The organism is Pseudomonas sp. CJQ_9 (genome assembly GCF_043106615.1).
GTDB lineage: Bacteria > Pseudomonadota > Gammaproteobacteria > Pseudomonadales > Pseudomonadaceae > Aquipseudomonas > Aquipseudomonas juntendi.
On record NZ_JBICMS010000036.1, the window covers coordinates 33,255 to 54,214 of the forward strand.

Here is a 20,960-nt window from a genome sequence, read left to right on the forward strand (position 1 = left end):
GTTCCATGAACGCGTTACGAAGAGAGGACAAGATCCCAGCCGAATCAGGATTCGAACGTTCGATGAAAATTGCGTTGGCCGGCTTTGAGGCCGACTCGCGCCTCGCGCGGCGCGCCCTTCGAGTAAAAATGGCCATAAGTGTGTTCGGCGTGGGGGCGGTGCTGCCTAATGACCTACCCATGGCGTTACCGCCCGGGTCAGTGCGTGCGGGTTTGGTCGGCAACATCCTGCAGTGATTCGTGCTTTCAAGCGTCAGGACAATATGTCAGGGAACTTGTCGAGGAAAAAAGGGTATCGGACCATGGGCCAGTTGTCCGATACCCTTCATTAGTCATACCTCTGACATTGAACTGCCGTCCCGCTTTGCTATGGTTAAAGTCCCATATAAGACTAAAGTCGTAGGAGGGCGGCATGCGTATTCGTGGTGATGTTTTTTGGAATTGGGCCGATCCAGTGCTTCATCATCGCACCCATGACGAGCAGCTCGACAACGGCACCAGCCTAGATATTCAGGTCAGGCTCTCGCGCACAGGCCAGACGCAGCTGTTCATCGGGGTGTACGCAGCATCGGGAATGGCGCTGCATGAAGAAGCTTTCGAAGCTCGCCCCGGTGAATCAATGACCCGAGCGTTGGCCTGGGGCATCAGTCGGGCAAGGGGATTGGCCACGGATAAGGGCCATGGCGTCAAACGGGTGGCTTAGCGCAAAGGCAACGGTTGACCACCCGCCAGTTCGGTCGCCCAATCAACGCTGCGTCCAAACCACGCAAACAGTTATTTGCTCGAGCGGCTGTTGCTGCCTGCTGGCGTCGGTGTTGCAGATCGATGCAGATGAGCACCTGTGGGGTCGGTGAGTTGGATGACGTTGCCGTGTTGCCAGCCATCCGCTTGGGGATCCGCTTTGGGGATGCGGATATCGGCGCGCTGAGCTTTGGTCGTTGCCGTATCCACCCCCAAACGCCCATTTCGCTGTCGGACCATCGTCGCGTTCGCCTGGCCGTCGGCAGTGAAACCCATCATCAGTTGCGGGACGCCCACCGGTAGGGCTTTGTCTTGATCGGTATGCCAGGTGTGCCATGTTTTCCCATAGGTATGGGCCAGTCGTTTCATCAGGGCGTGCTCCGCGGCTGCAGGGATGCCGGGAGCGATCAACTGGCCAGACGAGACCTCATACCCGTGGCTGTGCCACATGGCCTTTTCCTTGGCCGGCAGCCCCGCAAACAGCGCCTCATCGATGATGTACTCGACGCCCATGATCTTCGCTGCCTTGCCATTACCATCGAAAATGACGCACTGGATGACATCTTCGTTGAGGATACTGCAGTAATGATGTGCCTCCATCTGGACATCGGGGTGGCCGTTGTAGAAGTGAAAGCCATCCAGGTAGGCGTTGATCGCCTCGATCGGCGGCTTGGATTGCAGCGTTGCTGCGCCGGCTTCCAGCAGTTGAGTCATTGCTGATTCGGGTCTGCCGGGTGTTTCCACTGGCGATCTGGTTTCGGGGGTAGAGCAGGCCCACAAGAGGCTGCAGCTCACGGCCATGGAGAAAATTGAAAGTTGCTGTTGCATAAGAGGATTGCCCTGGCTGGTGTTCTTGAAAGACCGCCATGCTCCGGGATGCGTACAGTTCAACGGACGAATGGCCCTACGCCTCCTGAAACGTACCTGAAGTGGCAACGCCCACGCGTGGTCAGTCTTCCTTCGGCACCGTCCAGAAAATCTGCACGCCGCCATCATCACGGTGGGCGAGGGTGACGTTGTCGTTCTCGGCGATTTCCTCGAGCAAGGTTTCCCAGTCGTCCGGGCTCTCCTGTTCCAGGCGGAAGATCAGCGCCGCGCGGCTGCGTTGGGCGGTGGGGCTGTTGATGATCTTCTGGATGCGAACACCCAGCTGAACGTAGCTGCTTGGGGTAGCGGAGGCGGTGCTGGACACAGGAATATCCTTGTTTTGCTGTATGTGCGTACAGTATTTCAGCGTAAGCAATTTCGCAACAGCTTGTCAGGGAAAATCCGGCGAGGCTGGCCAGAGGGTTCGCACTGTCGGTGCGGGTCTGGTGTAATGGCGGCCATTTTCGGAAGCTGCGCATGTATCGATTTCTTTCTCGTTTTCCTACCTCTACAGGCCTGGTCCTGCTGATTGCAGGCGACTTTAGTGCGCTTGACGATGCCTGGGCCGATGCACCCACTGCCGTGGTGATCGAGCCGCTGGTGGTGAGCGGTGCCTACCTGCCCACCCGTACGTTCGACCTGCCGTTCTCGGTCGATACCATCGACTTGTCCCGTGGCACTGACGGCCAGTTGGGCGTCAACCTGTCGGAAGTGCTGAGCAAGGTGCCAGGGCTGGTGGTGCAGAACCGCCAAAACTACGCCCAGGATCTGCAGGTTTCTTCGCGAGGCTACGGCGCCCGCTCGGCCTTCGGGGTGCGGGGCATCAAGCTGATCAGCGATGGGATCCCGGCCAGTACTCCCGACGGTCAAGGGCAAGCGGCCACGCTCAACCTGGATGTGGCCGAGCGCATCGAGGTGTTGCGCGGCCCGGCCGCTACCCTGTACGGCAGCAACGCCGGTGGGGTTATCCAGATGTTCAGCCGTGACGGCCAGGGCCCTGCCCAGGTAGGTGCCGAAACCACCTTCGGCAGCGACGGTTTCAACAAGAACCACCTGTCCGCCGAGGGCGGTAACGACACGGCCGGTTTCCTGCTGGATGCGTCGCGCATGGACACCGACGGCTACCGTGACCACAGCGCGGCGCGCCGTGACCAGACCTTCGCCAAGGTCCATTTCAAGCCGGATAGCGAATCGCGCCTGGCGCTGATCTACAGCAGCCTGGAACAGAACGGCACCCAGGACCCACTAGGGCAGACCTGGGAAGCCTACAAGCACGACCCGCGCTCCAGCGCGGCAGTGGCGCAAACCTATGACACGCGCAAGAGCATCGACCACCAGCAGTTGGGCATGAACTATGAGCGCTACGTGGGTGACGCCACGTTGCAGCTGAACCTGTACGCCGGGCAGCGCCGGGTGGTGCAGTACCTGTCCATCCCCAAGACGGTGGTCTCGAACAGCCAGCGCGGGGGTGGTGTGGTCGACTTCGATCGGCAGTTCCAGGGCGGTACGCTGCGCTGGATCCAGCCGGTTGCCCAGGTGCCCGGCAATCTTACCCTGACCCTTGGCGCCGATTACGACCAGAGCAAGGATGACCGCCGTGGCTACCAGAACTTCAGCGCTGACCAGCTGGGTGTGAAAGGCGAGTTGCGACGTGACGAGCAGGACACCGCCACCAGCCTGGACCCTTACCTGCAGGCGCACTGGGAAATCGGTAACTGGACCAGCGAGCTGGGGCTGCGCTACAGCAGCATGAACATGCGTGTCGATGACCATTACCTGGCCAACGGTGACGCCAGCGGCTCCAAACGGTATCAGCAAGCTACCCCTTCACTGTCTGTGATGTACGCCTTCACCCCTGATCTGCGTGGTTACGTGAGTGTCGGCAAAGGCTTCGAAACCCCCACGCAGGCCGAGATGGCCTATGCACCGGGCGCGGACGAAGGCTTCAACTTCGGGCTCAAGCCTGCCACCAGCATGCAGTATGAAACGGGCCTTAAGTACCGGCTGAGCGAGCGCACGCGGCTGGATGCCGCCGTTTATGAGATCCATACCGACGACGAAATTGTCGTGGACCGTGCGACGGACGGCCGAACCAGCTATCGCAATGCTGGGCGTACCCTCCGGCGTGGCTTCGAGGCCCGCCTGCAGCAGGATTGGAGCGACCAGTGGCAGGCCAGTGTGGTGTATACCCGCACCGATGCGCGCTATGCCGCAAACGTCAGCCAGACCATTGCACGTGGCAACCGCCTGCCAGGTGTGCCCCAGGACAACCTGTATGGCGAGCTGCTATGGAAGCCGGTGGCGGCGGTCAGCATGGGCCTGGAAGGGCAGTACCGCAGCAAGGTGTATGTCGACGACAGCAACACTGCCAAGGCGGCGCCGGCCTATGCCGTGTTCAACTGGCGTACGCGCTTCGAGCAGCATGTCGGCCCGTGGACATTCCACCAGCTGGTGCGCCTGGACAACCTGTTCGACCGGCAATATGTGGGGTCGGTGATCGTCGGCGACAGCAACGGGCGCTACTACGAGGCCGCGCCTGGGCGCTCATGGTATGCGGGGGCGGGCTTGGCGTACCGGTTCCAGTGACGGGCTGCATGGGCTGGGTTGCGCCTGCAGGGGCAGCCCAGCCACCGCTGGCAGTGCCGGTAGCGGTAGAATCGGCGCCTTATCATACGCTTCAGAGGTAGATGCGGTGGAATTGCAGCAGGGCTTCGTCCTGACCCGGCATTGGCATGACACGCCCGAAGGGACCTGCGTGGAATTCTGGCTGGCTACCGATCAGGGGCCCCGGCAATTGCGGCTTGCCCCTCAGGACTCGGTGGCTTTCATCCCGCTGGCGCAGGCTGAACATGCCCGGGTGTTGTTGGCCAAAGAGCCAGGTGTACAGCTCAAGCCCTTGCAGTTGAAGGACTTCGAGCAGCGCCCGGTCATGGGGCTGTATTGCCGCCAGCACCGGCAGCTGATGCAACTGGAGCAACGCCTGCGCAACGCCGGCATCGACATTTTCGAAGCCGACATCCGCCCGCCCGAACGCTACCTGATGGAGCGCTTCATCACCGCCCCCGTGCAGTTCACCGGCAAGCCTGATGCACAGGGCGTGCTCTGCGAAGCTCAGCTCAGGCCGCTGGCAGGTTACCGCCCACCGCTGCGCCTGGTGTCGCTGGACATCGAAACCAGCGAACGTGGGGAGTTGTACAGCATCGCCCTGGAGGGCTGTGGCCAGCGTCAGGTGTACATGCTAGGCAAACCCAACGGCGATCCAGCGGGGGTGGACTTCGATCTGCACTACTGCGCCGACCGCGCCGAGCTGCTGGTGTGCCTGAACCGGTGGATGGCGCGGCACGACCCCGACGCGATCATTGGCTGGAACCTGATCCAGTTCGACCTGCGCGTGCTGCATGAGCACGCCAAGGCGTTGCAGGTAGCGCTTGCCTTGGGGCGTAGAGGCGCAGCCATGACCTTGCGAAGCCAGGGCGGCGGTGGCCACGTATTCGCCGACGCCCCGGGGCGGTTGTTGATCGATGGCATCGAGGCGCTGCGCTCGGCTACCTGGAGTTTCCCGTCGTTCAGCCTCGAAAACGTCGCCCAGACGCTGCTCGGCGAAGGCAAAGCCATCGACACACCCTACCAGCGCATGGACGAAATCAACCGGCGCTTCGCCGAAGACAAACCGGCCCTGGCGCGATACAACCTGAAGGACTGTGAACTGGTGACGCGGATCTTCGCCCACACCCGCCTGCTTGAGTTCCTGCTGGAGCGCTCATCGGTTACCGGCCTGGCGGTGGACCGCAGCGGCGGGTCGGTCGCCGCGTTTTGCCATTTGTACATACCGCATATGCACCGCCTGGGGTACGTGGCGCCCAACCTGGGCAGCCGCCCGGACGAAGCCAGCCCCGGCGGCTTCGTGATGGACTCGCGCCCTGGTTTGTACGACTCGGTGCTGGTCCTGGATTACAAAAGCCTGTACCCCTCAATCATTCGTACCTTCCTGATCGACCCGGTGGGCCTGGTGGAAGGCTTGCACCGTCCTGACGATGACCACTCGGTGGAGGGTTTTCGTGGCGGGCGGTTTTCCCGCAGCCAGCATTGCCTGCCAGCCATCGTCGAGCGTGTGTGGCAGGGCAGGGAGGCGGCCAAACGCGAGGGTAACTCGCCGTTGTCCCAGGCACTGAAGATCATCATGAACGCGTTCTACGGTGTGCTGGGTTCCAGCGGTTGCCGCTTCTTCGACCCCCGGCTGGCCTCGTCCATCACTTTGCGTGGGCACCAGATCATGCACCAGACCCGGGCGCTGATCGAGGCCCGGGGGTTCGACGTGATCTATGGCGATACCGACTCCACCTTCGTCTGGCTCAAGGGCGCCCATGTCGAGGAAGACGCGGTGCGCATCGGTCGCGAGCTGGTGGCCGGGGTCAACCAATGGTGGCAAACACACCTGCGCGAAAGCATGAACCTGGACTGCGCCCTCGAACTTCAGTTCGAGGTGCATTACCGGCGTTTCCTGATGCCCACCATCCGTGGTACCGACGAGGGCAGCAAGAAACGTTATGCCGGGCTCAGGCAGCGGCCTGATGGCACTGAAGAAATGGTGTTCAAGGGCCTGGAATCGGTGCGCACCGACTGGTCACCGCTGGCTCGGCAGTTTCAGCAGGAACTCTACGCACGCGTGTTTCGTGGTGAGCCGTACCGTGATTACCTGTGTGACTATGTACAGCGCACGCTGGCGGGTGAAAACGACGAGCTGCTGGTCTATCGCAAGCGCTTGCGGCGGCCACTGGCCGACTATCAGCGCAACGTGCCGCCCCATGTGCGCGCCGCACGCCTGGCCGACGACTACAACAAGCGCCTGGGCCGCCCGCTGCAGTACCAGCGCGGCGGCTGGATCAGCTATGTGATCACCACCGCAGGCCCAGAGCCGCTGGAAAACCTGCAAGCCCCCATCGACCATGATCATTACATCAGCCGGCAGTTGCAGCCGGTGGCTGATGCCATCCTGCCTTTTGTCGGCGACGACTTCGCGCGGCTGATCGACCATCAACTGCTGCTGTTCTGAACGGGTAGTAGATAGCTAGCCGTCGGCGTGCCCTGAACCTGCCCAAACTCTAGCCTCAACGCCATCGCGGAGGCACAGATGCAGGGCAAATCCACTTCACCTTCGAATGCGGTCGACGCGCTTGCCATCGCGCAAGCATGCCAGGACCATTACATTGCACAGCGGCTGCCGGCCTGGATGGCGAAGCTGACGGTGGCCGACTACCGGCTGCTGAGCCAGGCACTGTCGCAGTTGCTGGCGTGCCGGGAAGGGCTGGCGCAAGCCCTGGCACAGGTGCGCAACCTGGATGACTTCAGCCGGCCTTTGCTGCAGCAGGCGCTGGCCCGGTTTGGCACCCTGGATGTCGACCGCGTGTGCCTGCGGCAATGGTATTACTTCACGTCGCCGACCATCAGTTATGTGACCGGTCGGCTTCCGGTCGCCGACAGCGATTACTACGATACGCCGCTGCTGGAGGCAGCGCTGGGCAACTTCACCGAGGCCGAGCAGCATGATCAGCCCCGCAAAAATTGCCTGGTCGATACGCTGGGCGCCACGCGTACTGAGCTATCGGCAACGGCTTTCGTCAGGCTGTGCCGCACGCTGGACCTTGGCCAGCAGTACCAGGCGCACCTGGCGGGTGTTTTTCAACCAAGCGTGCGCGAGCTGCTGGTTCGCCGCCAACGCTATGGCATGCTGGCCGATGCGCTTGCAGCCAGCGCACAGGGCGTGTTGAGCGCGGCCCAGCTGCACTGGGTGGTGCAACTGTGCATGCATGACACGCTTGGCACCCTCGCGGGGTCGCCGGTCAGCGTCCGCCGGCTGGAGCTGTTTGGTTGCCGCATGCAGCAGATTGTGGTGCTGGATGTCATTGCCGAGGGGACGCTCTACAACACCAGCAAGTACGTCCTGGTGTATGTGCCTGGCGACCCCTCAGGCCCCTGGAGCGTGTGCAACGACCTGGAACACTACGCCCGCCGGGTGCTTGGCAAGCGTTTGCGCAAGAACGACTACCGGCGTTTCTTCAGCCGCTTCGTGCGCCGTCGCGACAGCCAGCGGTTTTTCTCTGCTGTGGGTGAGCGGCTCGACGATGTCACCCACTGGGCGACCCGCAGCCTTGATGAACAGACGCATGCCTATGGTTTACCGCTGTTCGAAAGCCTGGCCGATGACTGGGTAGCGCAGGTCAAGGATGACGCGGCAATCATCGCCCCGCCAGTGGCGATGCTCGATCGCGAGGCTCAGGCCGAGCATGCTCGCCGTTTACAGGCTGAAGGGCGAACCCTGCTCGGCATCGCAGGGCTTTTCGTGCCTGCAATTGGCGCGGTGATGCTGGGTGTGATGGCCTGGGAACTGCTTGAGCAAAGCTTCCAGGCGGTCAGTGACTGGCAACAGAACGAACGCAATGCTGCGCTGGCCCACCTGCTGAATGTGGGCAAAGGGTTGTTGGCAGTCGGTGCAACCGTTGCTGTTGTCGCGGCGGCGCGACGTGCCTGGAGCATGGTGGACCCACTGGTGCCGGCGCAGCTGCCAGGTGGCGAGGAAAAACTGTGGAACACCGACCTTGCACCCTACCGTTGTGGCACCCCGCCGGCTACCGCAGTGCCGGACGAGCAGGGGGTGTATCGCCTGGCCGATCGCTGCTGGATCAGCATGGACGATCACTGGTATGAAGTGGCGTGGCGCACGGACGATGAACAATGGCAGTTGCTCCCTTACCAGGGCTATGCCCCATTGCTCCGCCACAATGGCGCCGGTGCGTGGCGGCTGTGGTGCGAGCAGCCCGCCGAATGGGAAGACGCGCGCCAGCTGTTCCGCCGCCTGGGCAAGCCCTACAGCGACCTCGATGACCAGCAGATCGACCAGGCGCTGGCGATTCACGGGCTGGACGACCAGCACTTGCGGGCATGGCATGTGTATGGCCGAGCACCTGAGGCAGCGCTGGCTGACACGGTGCAGCGGCTGTTGTTCGCCGGGCGGATCCACACGTTGGTCAGTCAACTGCGCGAAGGTGTCGCCACCGCCGATCAGCAATTGCTGGCGCGGGTGCTGAGCCTTCCCCAGGCTGCAGGCAGGCACGCGCGCGCGCTGGCTGAAGTGGCCTGGGCCGGGCGCCGCGAGCTGCTGCAAGCCATGTACGAGGAGCACAACACCGGCACGCCAACCCCTTGCCCGTTGCAACGGGCCTTCGCCAGCCTGCACCGCCTGGCGGCCAGGGAAGTGATGCGCAATGCCAGCGAGGACGACCTGCAGTGCCTGCAAGAGACCGGGCGCGTGCCGCTGTTCATGGCCGAGGCGGCAAGGCTGCAGGTTACGCGGATTCGAACCGCGCGGGTCTTTGAGGCGCTGCGCATCGATACCCCGCAGAATCTCGACCTGGCGCGGGTTGTGCTGAACCTGCTGGGGCGTGTGCCGGGGGCCGGTGGGCCTGGCTGGCGCTTGTTCGACGGTGAGGCCAGCGAGCCGCTGCTGACGATCGAAGGCGTGGGGCCAACCTTCGATCTGCTGCACCAGCATGGTGTGTTTCGCTTGCACGACCGTGCCCAGCCCAATGCCGGTGCTGCCGGGGAGCTGTTCGAAACACTGGCGGCGGCTTATGACGCCGAAGCACGAGCGGCCAACAGGCAGCCTGCTGTGTTCGCACCCGCCCTGCGTGAGGCGTTGGCAGAGGTTGCGTTCAGCCAACGGCCAGCCGTGGTGGCCGCCCTTGGCATGGGCCAGCGACGCGGGGCCTTTCTGGCACCCCTGCGGCTCGCTGACGGCCGCATTGGCTACCCCATGGCCGGCGGCAGGTTCTGGGCTGGGCTCGGGCGGCTCAGGCCACGGGCGCTGCAAGCGCGCCTGCGCGACCTGTACCCGGCTTTCAGCGATGAACAGGTCGGCCAATGGTTGGCGTCAGCCGATGCACAGGCCAGGTTGAACGACCTGGAGGCGCAATATCGACAGCTCAACACGCACCTGGACAGATGGGTTTTCAATGCCTTTGCCACCCCTGAACTGACGGCCAGACGCGAGTTCAGAAAGGGCTTGCTCGACTGCTGGCGCTTGCTCGTTCCCGAGTTGCAGGAACAGGGGGCTGTGCAGGGGCGCTTCATGCTGACCCAGACGCGCAGCCGTTTGCGTCAACTGCCCCGCTTGCCAGCGCAAGTGAGTTTCGCGCACGTGTCCATACTGGCCCTACGCGCCATGCGTCTGGAGCAAGTGCCCGACGATTTCCTGCAGGCGTTTCCCAACTTGCGCAACCTGGAAATCACCAACTGTCGGCTCAGGCGCTTACCGCTGCCCCAGATGCTGGTACAAAGGCTGGAGGTGCTCGACCTGTCCGGCAACCGAATCGCGCTCGACGAAAGCCAGGCGCTGATCCTGGCCGGTTGCCGGTCCCTGGTCTACCTGAACCTGTCGGACAACCCGTTGCGCAGGGCATTTTCCGTGTTCGCCATGACCGAGCTCAACGCCTTGCACTTGTCACGCACGCAATTGCCGGAGTTTCCCTACGGCACGCTGGACGCACCGCAACTGCACACGCTGGACCTCAGTGATAACAGTATTTCAGCGCTGCCTGCCCAGCTGCATCAGTCGCGACTGTGGCGTGCTGGCCGGGTTGAACTGTCCGGTAACCTGCTGGCGGCTGCATCGCAGGCGTCTTCCAGCTGGCATTGGCTAGAGGCGAGTCGCGTGCCGTACCGGTTCCGTTATCTGGACCTGGTGGCGGCGGAGCATCGCGATGAAATGGCCGCGTTGTGGGTTCATCTGGAGGCCGAAGAAGTATCGGACGACTTTTTCAAGACGCTGTCCGTGCTGACCACCTCCGGCGCGTTCAAGTATGCCTCTACCGCCTGTGCGCTGGCTGCCCGGGTGCTGGAAATGTTCGAAGCAATGAATGAAGACGATGCCCTGCGGCTGGAGCTGTTCGGGCATGCCGCGTCCACAGATTGCCAGGACAACGCCACTGCGCGCTTCGCTGACCTGGAAGTGCGCTTGATGATCTGGCGTACGCGCCGCCAGCAGGGTGGGCGCCCGCCGGAGCAGGGCTTGTTGTGGCTCGGCGGGCGGTTGTGGCGTTTGGCATTGCTCGACCAGTTCGCTGCAGAACATGCCCGCCGGTTGGGGGCTGGCAGTGAGTCGCTCGAATTCGCCCTGGCTTACCGTGTTGCCTTGCGGACGGCCCTGGATTTGCCCGCCCAGCCCGGGGCGATGTTGTATACCGGTATTGCCCGGTTGCAGGACACTGATATTCGCTCGGCGCGTGCCTTCGTGCTGGCAGCGCAGACCCGCGACGGCGTGGCTGAATACCTTTCCAGGCAACGCTTCTGGCAGGACTATCTGCGGGAAAGCTTCCCTGCTCGCCTGCAAGTGCCGCAGGACATGCATGATGAACTGGAGCGGCTGGTGGCGCTGGGCAACCGAGAAGCGCAGATCGAGCGGCTGCACATTCGTAATCAGCAGCGTGAGCATGCGGTGCTGTTGCAACTGACACTCGAAGCCCTGGACAGAAACGCGCCTGGCGACAGCTCGACGGGGTAAAGCGGCCGGCGCTGCGGCGCTGGCTGGCGGCTATGCGCTATGCTCAGACCAGGCGGGGATGTTTGCACAGGCGTCGCCGCCCGGTCACGGAAATCGGAAGTTACCTTTGCGGCAAGCACGCCATGGGCTGTTGGTTTAGGCTCCCGCGTCGGATCTTTCTCCATGATCTGTAGTCTTTGGTTTATCGAGAGAATAAGGAGATATGCATGCTCGTCCGCTCACTGACCCTCGCCACCCTGCTCGCGCTTGCCGGCCCTTTGCATGCCGCCGACAGTGATGCACCGTTGGCCAAGGAACTGGGCAAGGCGCGGCCATTGGTGGTCATTGCGCCGAGCAGCGCCGACCCCACCCTGCGTGGGCTCAATAAAGCGCTCGAAGACCCGGCTACCCAGGCAAAATTCAAGGAGCGCAGCCTGGTGCTGTACAGCGTGGCGCAAATGATGGGTAAACGGGAGGACAAGAACCTCGAGCAGCAAACCACCATGGCGCTGATCCGCGAACTGAAGCTGGGGGCGAGCAAAGGCACCAAAGTGATTCTGGTTGGCAAGGATGGTGGGCGGCATGTTCTCAAGGATGATGAAGACAACACCGCCCTTGATCCACAGGCGATCTTCGAGGCAGTCGATGCGCTGCCCGCCAGCGAGAAGGCGGTGACCGCACCGGAGCCGGTGGCGGCCGCACCGCAAGCCAAGGCCAAGGACGCTAAGCCTGCCAAACCCGCCAAGCCTGCCGCTGCGCCCAAGCCGCTGGAAGACTGACCGCGTGTCAGCCCTGAGCTTGCTCAGGGCCGTTGCCACGCAGGCCTGGGTCAGTCAGCAGAAGCTGGCGAAATGTGCCTGCATCCGCGCTGCGTCGGCCTGCCGCCCGCTGAACAGTTCGAATGCTTTCACGGCCTGGAACACCGCCATGTTGCTACCGTCCAGGGTGCGGCAACCCAGCGCCCGGGCAGCGCGCAGCAGTTCGGTTTCCAGCGGGAAGTAGATGATCTCCGCTACCCACAGCCGTGCATGCAGCAGCGCCACTGGCAGCGGCGTGCCGGGTAGCTTGGCCATCCCGACCGGTGTGGTGTTGACCAGCCCGTCCGCCTCGGCCAATGCCGTGGCCAAGTCGCCGCCAAGCACTGCCCGTCCCGCACCGAAATGCGCATTCAGGTTGTCGACCAGTGCCTGAGCGCGGGCGGTATCCACTTCGAACAACACCAGCTGTTCTACCCCTTCGCCCAGCAAGGCATGCGCCACCGCCGAGCCCGCGCCGCCAGCTCCCATCTGCACCACCTTGCGGCGGGCCACATCGGGCAGGCCGCGGCGCAAACCTTCGGCAAAGCCCAGGCAATCGGTGTTGTGGCCAACCCGCTTGCCGTCCTTGAGTACCACGGTGTTGACCGCGCCGATGCCGCGCGCTTCATCCGACAGCTCGTCGAGCAAAGGCAGGATCGCCTGCTTGAACGGGTAGGTGATGTTCAGGCCGGTAAAACCCGTGTGCTGCGCAGCGTCGAGCAGGCCGGGCAGGGCGCTGTCGTCCAGTTGCAACTGGTCGGCGTCGATCAGCCGGTACAGGTAGCGCAGGGCTTGGGCATCGCCTTCGTGCTCGTGCAGGGCCGGGGTGCGCGAGAGTTGGATACCCCGGCCGATCAGGCCGGCAAGGATGGCAGGCTGGCTCATGCTGCACGCTCCTTGAGCAGTGCGCCGAAGTGGCTGATGGCCATGCGGTAGCCGTGGCTTCCCAAGCCGCAGATGACGCCGACCGCGATCGACGAAACGAACGACACGTGGCGGAACGGTTCACGCTTGTGCACGTTGGACAGGTGCACTTCGATGACGGGTACTTCGCTGGCCACCAGCGCATCGCGAATGGCTACCGAGGTGTGGGTCCAGGCACCTGGATTGATCACGATACCGGCGCAGCGATTGCGCGCGGCGTGGATCCAGTCGATCAGTTCACCTTCGTGGTTGGTTTGCCGGAATTCGACTTCCAGGCCGTGGGCATTGGCAGTATCGGCGCAGTGTTGGCCAAGGTCGGCAAGGGTTTCGTAACCATACTGGGCCGGCTCTCGGGTGCCCAGCATGTTCAGGTTGGGGCCGTTGAGCACGAGAATGAGGGGCGTCATGACGGGCTTCGCTTTGTTGTTGTTGGATGTGCCTAGTTTTGTACTGACTGGTTAGTTCCGTCAATTGAGGGGAGCCGCTCCGCCGGGAAAGTGGGCGATTATCGAACCGCGTTCGCCGCCAAGGCGCACTGGCGCACATGCTGCACGCCTTACAGAATTGTAATTTTCATGCCACCACCCCGATAACCAGCCCTCCCTACAGTCTCTCGCCACCCTTCGTCGACGAGGACCTGTTCCGTGCTTATCCCCCGCAAGTTCGCCTTGCTCTGCCTGCTGCTGGTTGGCGCTACGAGCGCCCACGCCAGCCAGCGCTTGAGCTTACCCCAGGCGTTGGCCGCCGCTTTTGCCCAGAACCCGGAACTGGCTGCCACCCGTCGCGAAATCGGCATTGCCGACGGCGAATGGCGCCAGGCCAGGTTACTGCCCAACCCCGAGCTGGCGTGGGAGGTGGAGGACACGCGCCGGGAGACCAGCACCACCACCATCACCCTCAGCCAGCCGCTGGCACTGGGCGGCAAGCGCGCTGCACGCATCGCCGCGGCCGGCGTCGGTCAGGCGATCGCCCAGCTTGACCTGGAACGCCAGCGCAATGGCCTGCGTGCCGATGTGGTCCAGGCGTTCCATGCCGCCTTGCGGGCACAGACCGCGCTGGAGCTGGCGCAGCAATCCCAGGCCTTGACCGCCCGCGGGTTGCGGGTGGTGCAGGGGCGGGTCACTGCCGGCCAGTCATCGCCCGTGGAGGCCACCCGCGCCCAGGTGCAACTGGCCCAGGCCGAGGCCTTACTGCGCCGCGCGCAAACCCAGCGTAGCGTGGCCTACCAGGCCCTGGCGCGTTTGACCGGCAGCCCGCTGGCCAGCTTCGACACCTTGCAGGCGGCCAAGCTTTCGCCTGGGGCCGCGCCCAGTACTAACACTTTGCTCGCCCACGTCGAGCAAACGGTCGAGTGGCGCCTGGCCGCCGCCCAGGTCGAGCGTGGCGATGCGGCGTTGGGCACGGAAAAGGCTCAGCGCATTCCCAACCTCACCGTCAGCCTTGGCAGCCAGTACAGCCGCGAAGAGCGCGAGCGGGTGAACGTGGTTGGCCTGTCCATGCCGCTGCCGTTGTTCGACCGAAACCAGGGCAACGTGCTGGCGGCTGCGCGCCGTGCCGACCAGGCGCGTGACTTGCGTAATGCCGTGGCCCTGCGCTTGCGCAGCGAAACCCGCAGCGCGGTCGACCAATGGGCTACGGCCATGCAGGAGGTGGCGGCCTACGACCGCACCATCCTGCCGGCTGCACAGCAAGCCGTGGACACCGCGACCCGTGGTTTCGAAATGGGCAAGTTCGCTTTTCTCGATGTACTCGATGCCCAGCGCACGTTGATCGAGGCCCGTGGCCTGTACCTCGAGGCCCTGGCCTGGGCGGCCGATGCACGCGCGCGGGTCGAGCGTATCTACGGCGACCTCGATGACCTGGGCAACCCAACGATCAGCAGGAGCAGCAATGACTAACCCACGCAAGTTGGCCCTCCTGGCAGCCACCCTGGCCGCATTTGGCCTCGGTGGCCTGGCCTGGACCAGTACGCTCGGCCAGGCAGCCACTGCCCAGCCAGCTGAAGAAAGCCATGCACATGGCGAGGCGAGCGCCGCTGAAGGCCATGCAGAAACAGAGCACGACGTTGACCAAGGGCAGGTGCACCTGTCCATTGCCCAGATCGAGGCTGCCGGTGTGCAGTTGGTTGCTGCCGGGCCGCGTGCGCTGGGTACAGCCATCAGCTTCCCCGGTGAAATCCGTTTTGACGAGGACCGCACCGCCCACGTGGTACCACGGGTGCCGGGTGTGGTCGAGGCGGTCCAGGCCGAATTGGGCCAGGCGGTCAAGCGCGGGCAGGTGCTGGCGGTAATCGCCAGCCAGCAGATCTCTGACCTGCGCAGCGAGCAACAGGCTGCCCAACGCCGCCTTGAGCTGGCGCGCCTGACCTTGCGGCGCGAACAACAGCTGTGGCAGGAGCGCATCAGCGCCGAGCAGGATTACCTGCAGGCGCGCCAGGTGCTGCAGGAGGCCGAAATCGCCTTGGCCAATGCCCGGCAGAAGGTCGCCGCGGTAGGGCCGGCAGGTGCCGGCAACCGCTATGAACTGCGCGCCCCGTTCGACGCCGTGGTCGTGGAGAAACACCTGAGCGTGGGGGAGGTGGTCGACGAGACCAGCAACGCCTTCACCCTGTCTGACCTGAGCCAGGTGTGGGCGACCTTCGCTGTGGCACCGCGTGAGCTGGACAAGGTCCGAACCGGCCGTACGGTCACGGTCAGCGCGCCAGACCTGGGAGCCCAGGTCGAAGGCAAGGTCAATTACGTTGGCAGCCTGCTCGGCGAGCAGAACCGTGCCGCCACCGTCCGTGCCAGCCTGGCGAACCCTGACGGCGCCTGGCGCCCCGGTTTGTTCGTCAATGTTGTGGTCAGCCTCGAGCGGTTCGAGGCTGCGGTAGTGGTGCCTGAAATCGCCCTGCAAAGCCTGGCCGCGCAGACCGTGGTATTTGCCCGTACCGAGCAGGGCTTCGAGGCTCGACCTGTAACCACCGGCCGCCGCGATGCCGGGCAGGTGGAAATCACCAGCGGCCTGGCCGCCGGAACCCAGGTGGCTGCCGCCGGCAGCTTCGTTCTTAAGTCGGAGCTGGGCAAAGGCTCGGCCGAGCACAGCCATTGACCAGGGGGATGCCTGCATGTTCGAACGCCTGATCCAATTTGCCATCGAGCAGCGCTTGGTGGTGATGCTGGCTGTGGTCCTAATGGCCGCGGTGGGCATTCATAGCTACCGGCAGTTGCCGATCGACGCCGTACCGGATATCACCAACGTCCAGGTGCAAATCAACACGGCCGCACCCGGTTACTCGCCCCTGGAGACCGAGCAGCGCATCACCTTCGCCATCGAAACCGCCATGGCCGGCCTGCCCGGGCTGAAGCAGACGCGCTCGCTGTCGCGCTCGGGGCTGTCACAGGTCACGGTGATCTTCGAGGACGGCACCGACCTGTTCTTCGCCCGCCAGTTGGTCAACGAGCGCCTGCAAGTGGCGCGCGAGCAACTGCCCGAAGGCATCGAGGCTGGCATGGGGCCGATCTCCACCGGGCTGGGGGAGATTTTTCTGTGGACGGTGGAAGCCGAAGAGGGGGCGGTGAAGGAAGACGGCACCCCCTACAGCGCAACCGACCTGCGCGTGGTCCAGGACTGGATCATCAAGCCGCAGTTGCGCAACGTGCCTGGGGTGGCGGAGGTGAACAGCATTGGCGGGCACGCGAAGCAGTACCTGATTGCGCCGGATCTCAAGCGCTTGGCGGCTTACAAGCTTACCCTCAACGACCTGATCGCGGCGCTTGAGCGTAACAACGCCAACGTCGGCGCGGGATATATCGAACGTAACGGCGAGCAGTTGCTGATCCGCGCGCCTGGCCAGGTGGCCTCGGCCGATGATATCGCCAACATCGTCATCTCCAGCGCGGGCGGCACGCCGATCCGCGTCAGTCATGTTGCCCACGTAGGCCTTGGCGAGGCGTTGCGCTCGGGGGCGGCGACCGAAAACGGCCGCGAGGTGGTGCTGGGCACGGTGTTCATGTTGATCGGCGAAAACAGCCGCACGGTATCCCAGGCGGTCGCTGCCAAGCTGGTCGAGATCAACCGCAGCCTGCCCGAAGGGGTGTCGGCGGTGACCGTGTACGACCGCACCAACCTGGTGGAAAAGGCCATCGCCACGGTGAAGAAGAACCTGATCGAGGGGGCCATTCTGGTGATCGCTGTGCTGTTCCTGTTCCTGGGGAACATTCGCGCGGCACTGATAACCGCCATGGTCATTCCGTTGTCGATGCTGTTCACCTTCACGGGCATGTTCGCCAACAAGGTCAGCGCCAACCTGATGAGTTTGGGCGCGCTGGATTTCGGCATCATTGTCGACGGCGCGGTGGTGATCGTGGAAAACGCCATTCGCCGCCTGGCGCATGCCCAGCAACGGCATGGCCGCATGCTGACGCGCAGCGAGCGCTTGCACGAGGTGTTCGCCGCCGCCCGTGAAGCACGGCGGCCGCTGATCTACGGGCAGTTGATCATCATGGTGGTGTACCTGCCAATCTTTGCCCTGACCGGGGTCGAAGGCAAGATGTTCCACCCCATGGCCTTCACCGTGGTCATCGCCTTGCTTGGCGCGATGCTCCTTTCGGTAACCTTCGTGCCCGCTGCGATCGCCCTGTTCGTCACCGGCAAGGTCAAGGAAGAAGAGGGCCTGGTAATGCGCACCGCGCGGCAGCGTTATGCGCCGGTGCTGGCCTGGGTGCTGGGCCGGCGCCGGCGTGCATTTGCCGGGGCAGCGGCCTTGGTGCTGTTGTCCGGGGTAATGGCCAGCCGCATGGGCAGTGAATTCATCCCCAGCCTCAGCGAGGGTGACTTTGCCCTGCAGGCCCTGCGTGTGCCGGGCACCAGCCTGTCGCAATCGGTGGACATGCAGCAGCGCCTGGAGCAGGCCATCATCGCCCAGGTGCCCGAGGTGGAGCGGGTGTTCGCCCGTACCGGTACTGCCGAGATCGCTGCCGACCCGATGCCGCCGAACATTTCCGATGCCTACGTGATGCTGCGCCCGCGTGAGCAATGGGTCGACCCCGGTAAGTCACGCGAGGCGCTGATCGCCGAGGTGCAACGCGCCGCCAGCAGTGTTCCCGGCAGCAATTATGAGTTGTCGCAGCCGATCCAGTTACGTTTCAACGAGCTGATTTCCGGTGTGCGCAGTGACGTGGCGGTGAAGCTGTTCGGTGACGACATGCAGGTGCTCAACCGTACTGCCGCACAGATCGCTGGCAGCCTGCAGGGCGTACCGGGGGCGTCCGAGGTGAAGGTCGAGCAGACCACGGGCCTGCCCGTGCTGACCATCGATATCGACCGCGACAAGGCCGCTCGCCATGGCCTGAACGTAGGCGATGTGCAGGATGCCATCACCACCGCCGTGGGCGGCCGCAAGGCGGGCACCTTGTATGAGGGTGACCGGCGGTTCGACATGGTGGTGCGCCTGTCGGAAAGCTTGCGTACCGACGTCGAGGGGCTGGCCAGCCTGCTGATTCCGGTGCCTGCCAGTGAGGCCGCAGGAACCGGGCAGATCGGCTTCATCCCCCTGTCGCAGGTGGCCACACTCGACCTGCAACTGGGGCCGAACCAGGTCAGCCGCGAAGACGGCAAGCGGGTGGTGGTGGTCAGCGCCAACGTGCGGGGGCGCGACCTGAGCTCGTTCGTGCAGGAGGCCGAGCAGGTATTGCGAGGCCAGGTGCCGATACCGCCTGGGTACTGGACACGATGGGGCGGCCAGTTCGAACAGCTGCAATCGGCGGCCGAGCGCCTGCAAGTGGTGGTGCCGGTGGCCTTGCTGCTGGTCATGGCGTTGCTGTTGATGATGTTCAACAACCTCAGGGATGGCCTGCTGGTGTTCACGGGGATTCCGTTCGCCCTCACAGGGGGCGTCCTGGCCCTGTGGTTGCGCGACATTCCCTTGTCGATTTCCGCTGGCGTGGGCTTCATTGCCCTGTCGGGGGTGGCCGTGCTCAATGGCCTGGTGATGATTGCCTTCATCCGCGGCTTGCGTGAGCAGGGGCGAACGCTGCGTGCGGCGGTCGAGGAGGGCGCGCTGACCCGTTTGCGCCCGGTGCTGATGACCGCGCTGGTGGCGTCACTGGGGTTCATTCCCATGGCCTTGGCGACGGGCACCGGTGCGGAGGTGCAGCGGCCGTTGGCGACCGTGGTGATTGGCGGAATTCTGTCTTCGACTGCCTTGACCTTGCTGGTATTGCCGGCCTTGTACCAATGGGCTTATCGGCGCGAAGAGGCGCAGGAGGGGTAAAGCCCTGGCGCCGCTGGGCGGCCCATCGCGACGCACCTCCACCCTGCAGGGTGTGCCTCGGGGGAGCAACTGTCTTTCTCAAATTTTGAAAAGCCCGCGCGATTCATAGTGGGAGCGGGCTTGCCCGCGAAGCAGGCGACGCGGTGTCTGGCACCGGCTTCGCCGGTGTTCGCGGGCACGCCCGCTCCCACAGGGCCTGCGCTGGCTTGGAGTTGCCGCCGTACTTGCAGGAGCAACTGTCTTTCTCAATTTGAAAAGCCTGCGCGATTCATTGTGGGAGCGGGCGTGCCCGCGAAGCAGGCGACGCGGTGTCTGGCATCGGCTGCGCCGGTGTTCGCGGGCAAGCCCGCTCCCACGTGCTCTAGGCACCTGCGGTATTCAGCTTGTCATTCACCGCTTTCACTCCAGCTTCTGGTCCCCTCTCTAGACACAAGCGGCCTTGTGTCGCGATGGGCTGCACAGCAGCCCAGGATCTCAAACCGAGCCGTGAACGCCTTGGCCTACACCCACGGCGTTGGCTTCATCATGCAGCGATATCCGGGAAGTTTCCGGCAACGCCAGCCCGCCGACCAAAGCCACCAACGCAATCACCACCAGGTAGAACGCCGGCGCCAGGCTGCTGCCGGTCTGCCCGATCAGCCAGGTCGCGACCAGCGGCGCGGTGCCACCGAACAGCGTATACGCCACGTTGTAGGTAATGGCTGAAGCGGTGTAGCGGGTCCGGGTCGGGAAGCTCTCCGACAGCAATGCCGCTGTCACCACCCCGCTGCACAGCGCCCCGACCGCCAGCAGAATCACCCCCAGCAGGGCGCCCGGCATCGAGCCGGAGCTGGCCAGCCAGTAGGCCGGGAACACGCACAGCATCACCCACAGGCAGGTGAAGCCGATGGTCTTGCGCCGCCCGAACCGGTCCGACAGCGCCCCCGCCAGCGGGCAGCCGATGGCGGCGAACAGCAGGGCTACGGTGGTGACCAGCAGCGACTGCGCCCGGGTCAGGTTGCCGACCAGTTGCAGGTAGGTGGCGAAGTAGGTGGTGAACATGTAGAACGACAACGCCGTCAGCGAAATGAACGCCCCCAGGTTGCGAATGGCCCGGCCGTGGTGGCGCAGGGTTTCCTTGAGTGGCGAATGCTCGTGCTCCTTGCCCTGGGCCACGGCTTCCCGGAACGCCGGGGTTTCCTCCATGCGCCAGCGCAGGTACAAGCCGACCAGGCCCAGTGGCGCGGCGATCAGGAACGGAATGCGCCAGCCCCAGGCAGCCATGGCTTCGCTGGACAGGCTGGCTTCCAGGCTATAGGCGATCACCGCCGCACAGGCGAATGCGGAAAAGGTCGAAACCGGTACGAAACTGCCGTAGAAGGCTCGCTTGTCGTTGGGCGCGTGCTCCATCAGGTAGGCGCAGGCCCCGGCGTATTCGCCACCGGCAGAAAACCCCTGCAGGCAGCGCGCCAAGGTCAGCAATACCGGCGCGGCCAGGCCGATGCTGGCGTAAGTCGGCAGCAGGCCGATCAGGGTGGTGGAGCCGGCCATCAGCAAAATGGTCAGCGAGAGGATGCGCTTGCGCCCCAGTCGATCGCCGAGGGCGCCGAACACGATACCGCCCAGGGGGCGCAAGGCGAAGGCCACCGCGAACACGGCAAAGGTCTTGAGCAAGGCGACGCTGGGGTCTTCGCTGGCAAAGAACTGGCTGGCGATCAGCGTGGCGAGAAAGCCGTATACGGCAAAGTCGAACCATTCGACGAAGTTGCCGATGGCCGAGGCGGCGATCACCCTGCGCAGGGTGGCGGGGGATACCTCATGAGGTGCGGACATGCGGGGGTCTCCGATTCCATTGGCAGGCATGA

14 protein-coding genes are annotated in these 20,960 nt (G+C 64.0%); 9 read left to right on the forward strand and 5 right to left on the reverse strand.

Annotation, left to right across the window (positions count from 1 at the left end):
- The first annotated feature begins 5 nt into the window (after positions 1-5).
- Entirely contained in the window at positions 6-236 is a 231-nt protein-coding gene (locus ACF8SD_RS06555) for a hypothetical protein (protein WP_173888474.1), read from the forward strand.
- Positions 237-411: 175 nt separating this feature from the next.
- Positions 412-702: a hypothetical protein gene (locus ACF8SD_RS06560; protein ID WP_173888476.1), complete on the forward strand. Its 291-nt coding sequence runs from the start codon at positions 412-414 to the stop codon at positions 700-702.
- 71 nt (positions 703-773) lie between these two features.
- Here ACF8SD_RS06560 and ACF8SD_RS06565 read toward each other — a convergent pair whose 3' ends face one another.
- Positions 774-1,445, reverse strand: a complete 672-nt coding sequence (locus ACF8SD_RS06565) for an OBAP family protein (RefSeq protein ID WP_392484127.1) — start codon at positions 1,443-1,445, stop codon at positions 774-776.
- 244 nt (positions 1,446-1,689) lie between these two features.
- Positions 1,690-1,932 (reverse strand): DUF1654 domain-containing protein, encoded by a 243-nt coding sequence (locus ACF8SD_RS06570; RefSeq protein ID WP_054905228.1) that lies wholly within the window; start codon positions 1,930-1,932, stop codon positions 1,690-1,692.
- 152 nt (positions 1,933-2,084) lie between these two features.
- Here ACF8SD_RS06570 and ACF8SD_RS06575 point away from each other — a divergent pair, with 152 nt between their 5' ends.
- From ACF8SD_RS06575 to ACF8SD_RS06590, 4 genes are all read left to right on the forward strand, one after another.
- Positions 2,085-4,193 (forward strand): TonB-dependent receptor family protein, encoded by a 2,109-nt coding sequence (locus ACF8SD_RS06575; protein ID WP_392484115.1) that lies wholly within the window; start codon positions 2,085-2,087, stop codon positions 4,191-4,193.
- A 106-nt stretch (positions 4,194-4,299) separates the two neighbouring features.
- The gene (locus tag ACF8SD_RS06580; RefSeq protein ID WP_392484116.1) at positions 4,300-6,660 is read left to right on the forward strand and encodes a DNA polymerase II; all 2,361 of its coding nucleotides are present in this window, start codon (positions 4,300-4,302) and stop codon (positions 6,658-6,660) included.
- Positions 6,661-6,738: 78 nt separating this feature from the next.
- Positions 6,739-11,163: an NEL-type E3 ubiquitin ligase domain-containing protein gene (locus ACF8SD_RS06585; protein WP_392484117.1), complete on the forward strand. Its 4,425-nt coding sequence runs from the start codon at positions 6,739-6,741 to the stop codon at positions 11,161-11,163.
- Between the two features lie 206 nt (positions 11,164-11,369).
- Complete coding sequence (locus ACF8SD_RS06590) at positions 11,370-11,921, forward strand: DUF4174 domain-containing protein (RefSeq protein ID WP_173888485.1); 552 nt, start codon at positions 11,370-11,372, stop codon at positions 11,919-11,921.
- Between the two features lie 54 nt (positions 11,922-11,975).
- On the opposite strand, the gene ACF8SD_RS06595 is transcribed toward ACF8SD_RS06590, so the two are convergent.
- Positions 11,976-12,824 carry a shikimate dehydrogenase gene (locus ACF8SD_RS06595; protein WP_392484118.1) on the reverse strand — a complete coding sequence of 283 codons (849 nt, stop codon included), beginning with the start codon at positions 12,822-12,824 and terminating at the stop codon, positions 11,976-11,978.
- Entirely contained in the window at positions 12,821-13,270 is a 450-nt protein-coding gene (aroQ, locus tag ACF8SD_RS06600) for a type II 3-dehydroquinate dehydratase (RefSeq protein ID WP_173888488.1), read from the reverse strand. Before aroQ ends, ACF8SD_RS06595 begins: the two co-directional genes overlap by 4 nt.
- Positions 13,271-13,507: 237 nt before the next feature.
- On the opposite strand from aroQ, the gene ACF8SD_RS06605 reads away from it, so the two are divergent.
- Genes ACF8SD_RS06605 through ACF8SD_RS06615 form a run of 3 tightly spaced genes read left to right on the forward strand, consistent with a single transcriptional unit; the run spans position 13,508 to position 19,116 of the window.
- Entirely contained in the window at positions 13,508-14,761 is a 1,254-nt protein-coding gene (locus ACF8SD_RS06605; RefSeq protein WP_392484119.1) for a TolC family protein, read from the forward strand.
- Positions 14,754-15,953: an efflux RND transporter periplasmic adaptor subunit gene (locus ACF8SD_RS06610; RefSeq protein ID WP_173888492.1), complete on the forward strand. Its 1,200-nt coding sequence runs from the start codon at positions 14,754-14,756 to the stop codon at positions 15,951-15,953. The genes ACF8SD_RS06605 and ACF8SD_RS06610 overlap by 8 nt, the downstream gene beginning before the upstream one ends.
- A 16-nt stretch (positions 15,954-15,969) precedes the next feature.
- Entirely contained in the window at positions 15,970-19,116 is a 3,147-nt protein-coding gene (locus ACF8SD_RS06615) for an efflux RND transporter permease subunit (RefSeq protein ID WP_392484120.1), read from the forward strand.
- Positions 19,117-19,590: 474 nt separating this feature from the next.
- On the opposite strand, the gene ACF8SD_RS06620 is transcribed toward ACF8SD_RS06615, so the two are convergent.
- Complete coding sequence (locus ACF8SD_RS06620) at positions 19,591-20,928, reverse strand: MFS transporter (protein WP_173888496.1); 1,338 nt, start codon at positions 20,926-20,928, stop codon at positions 19,591-19,593.
- Positions 20,929-20,960 lie beyond the last annotated feature (32 nt).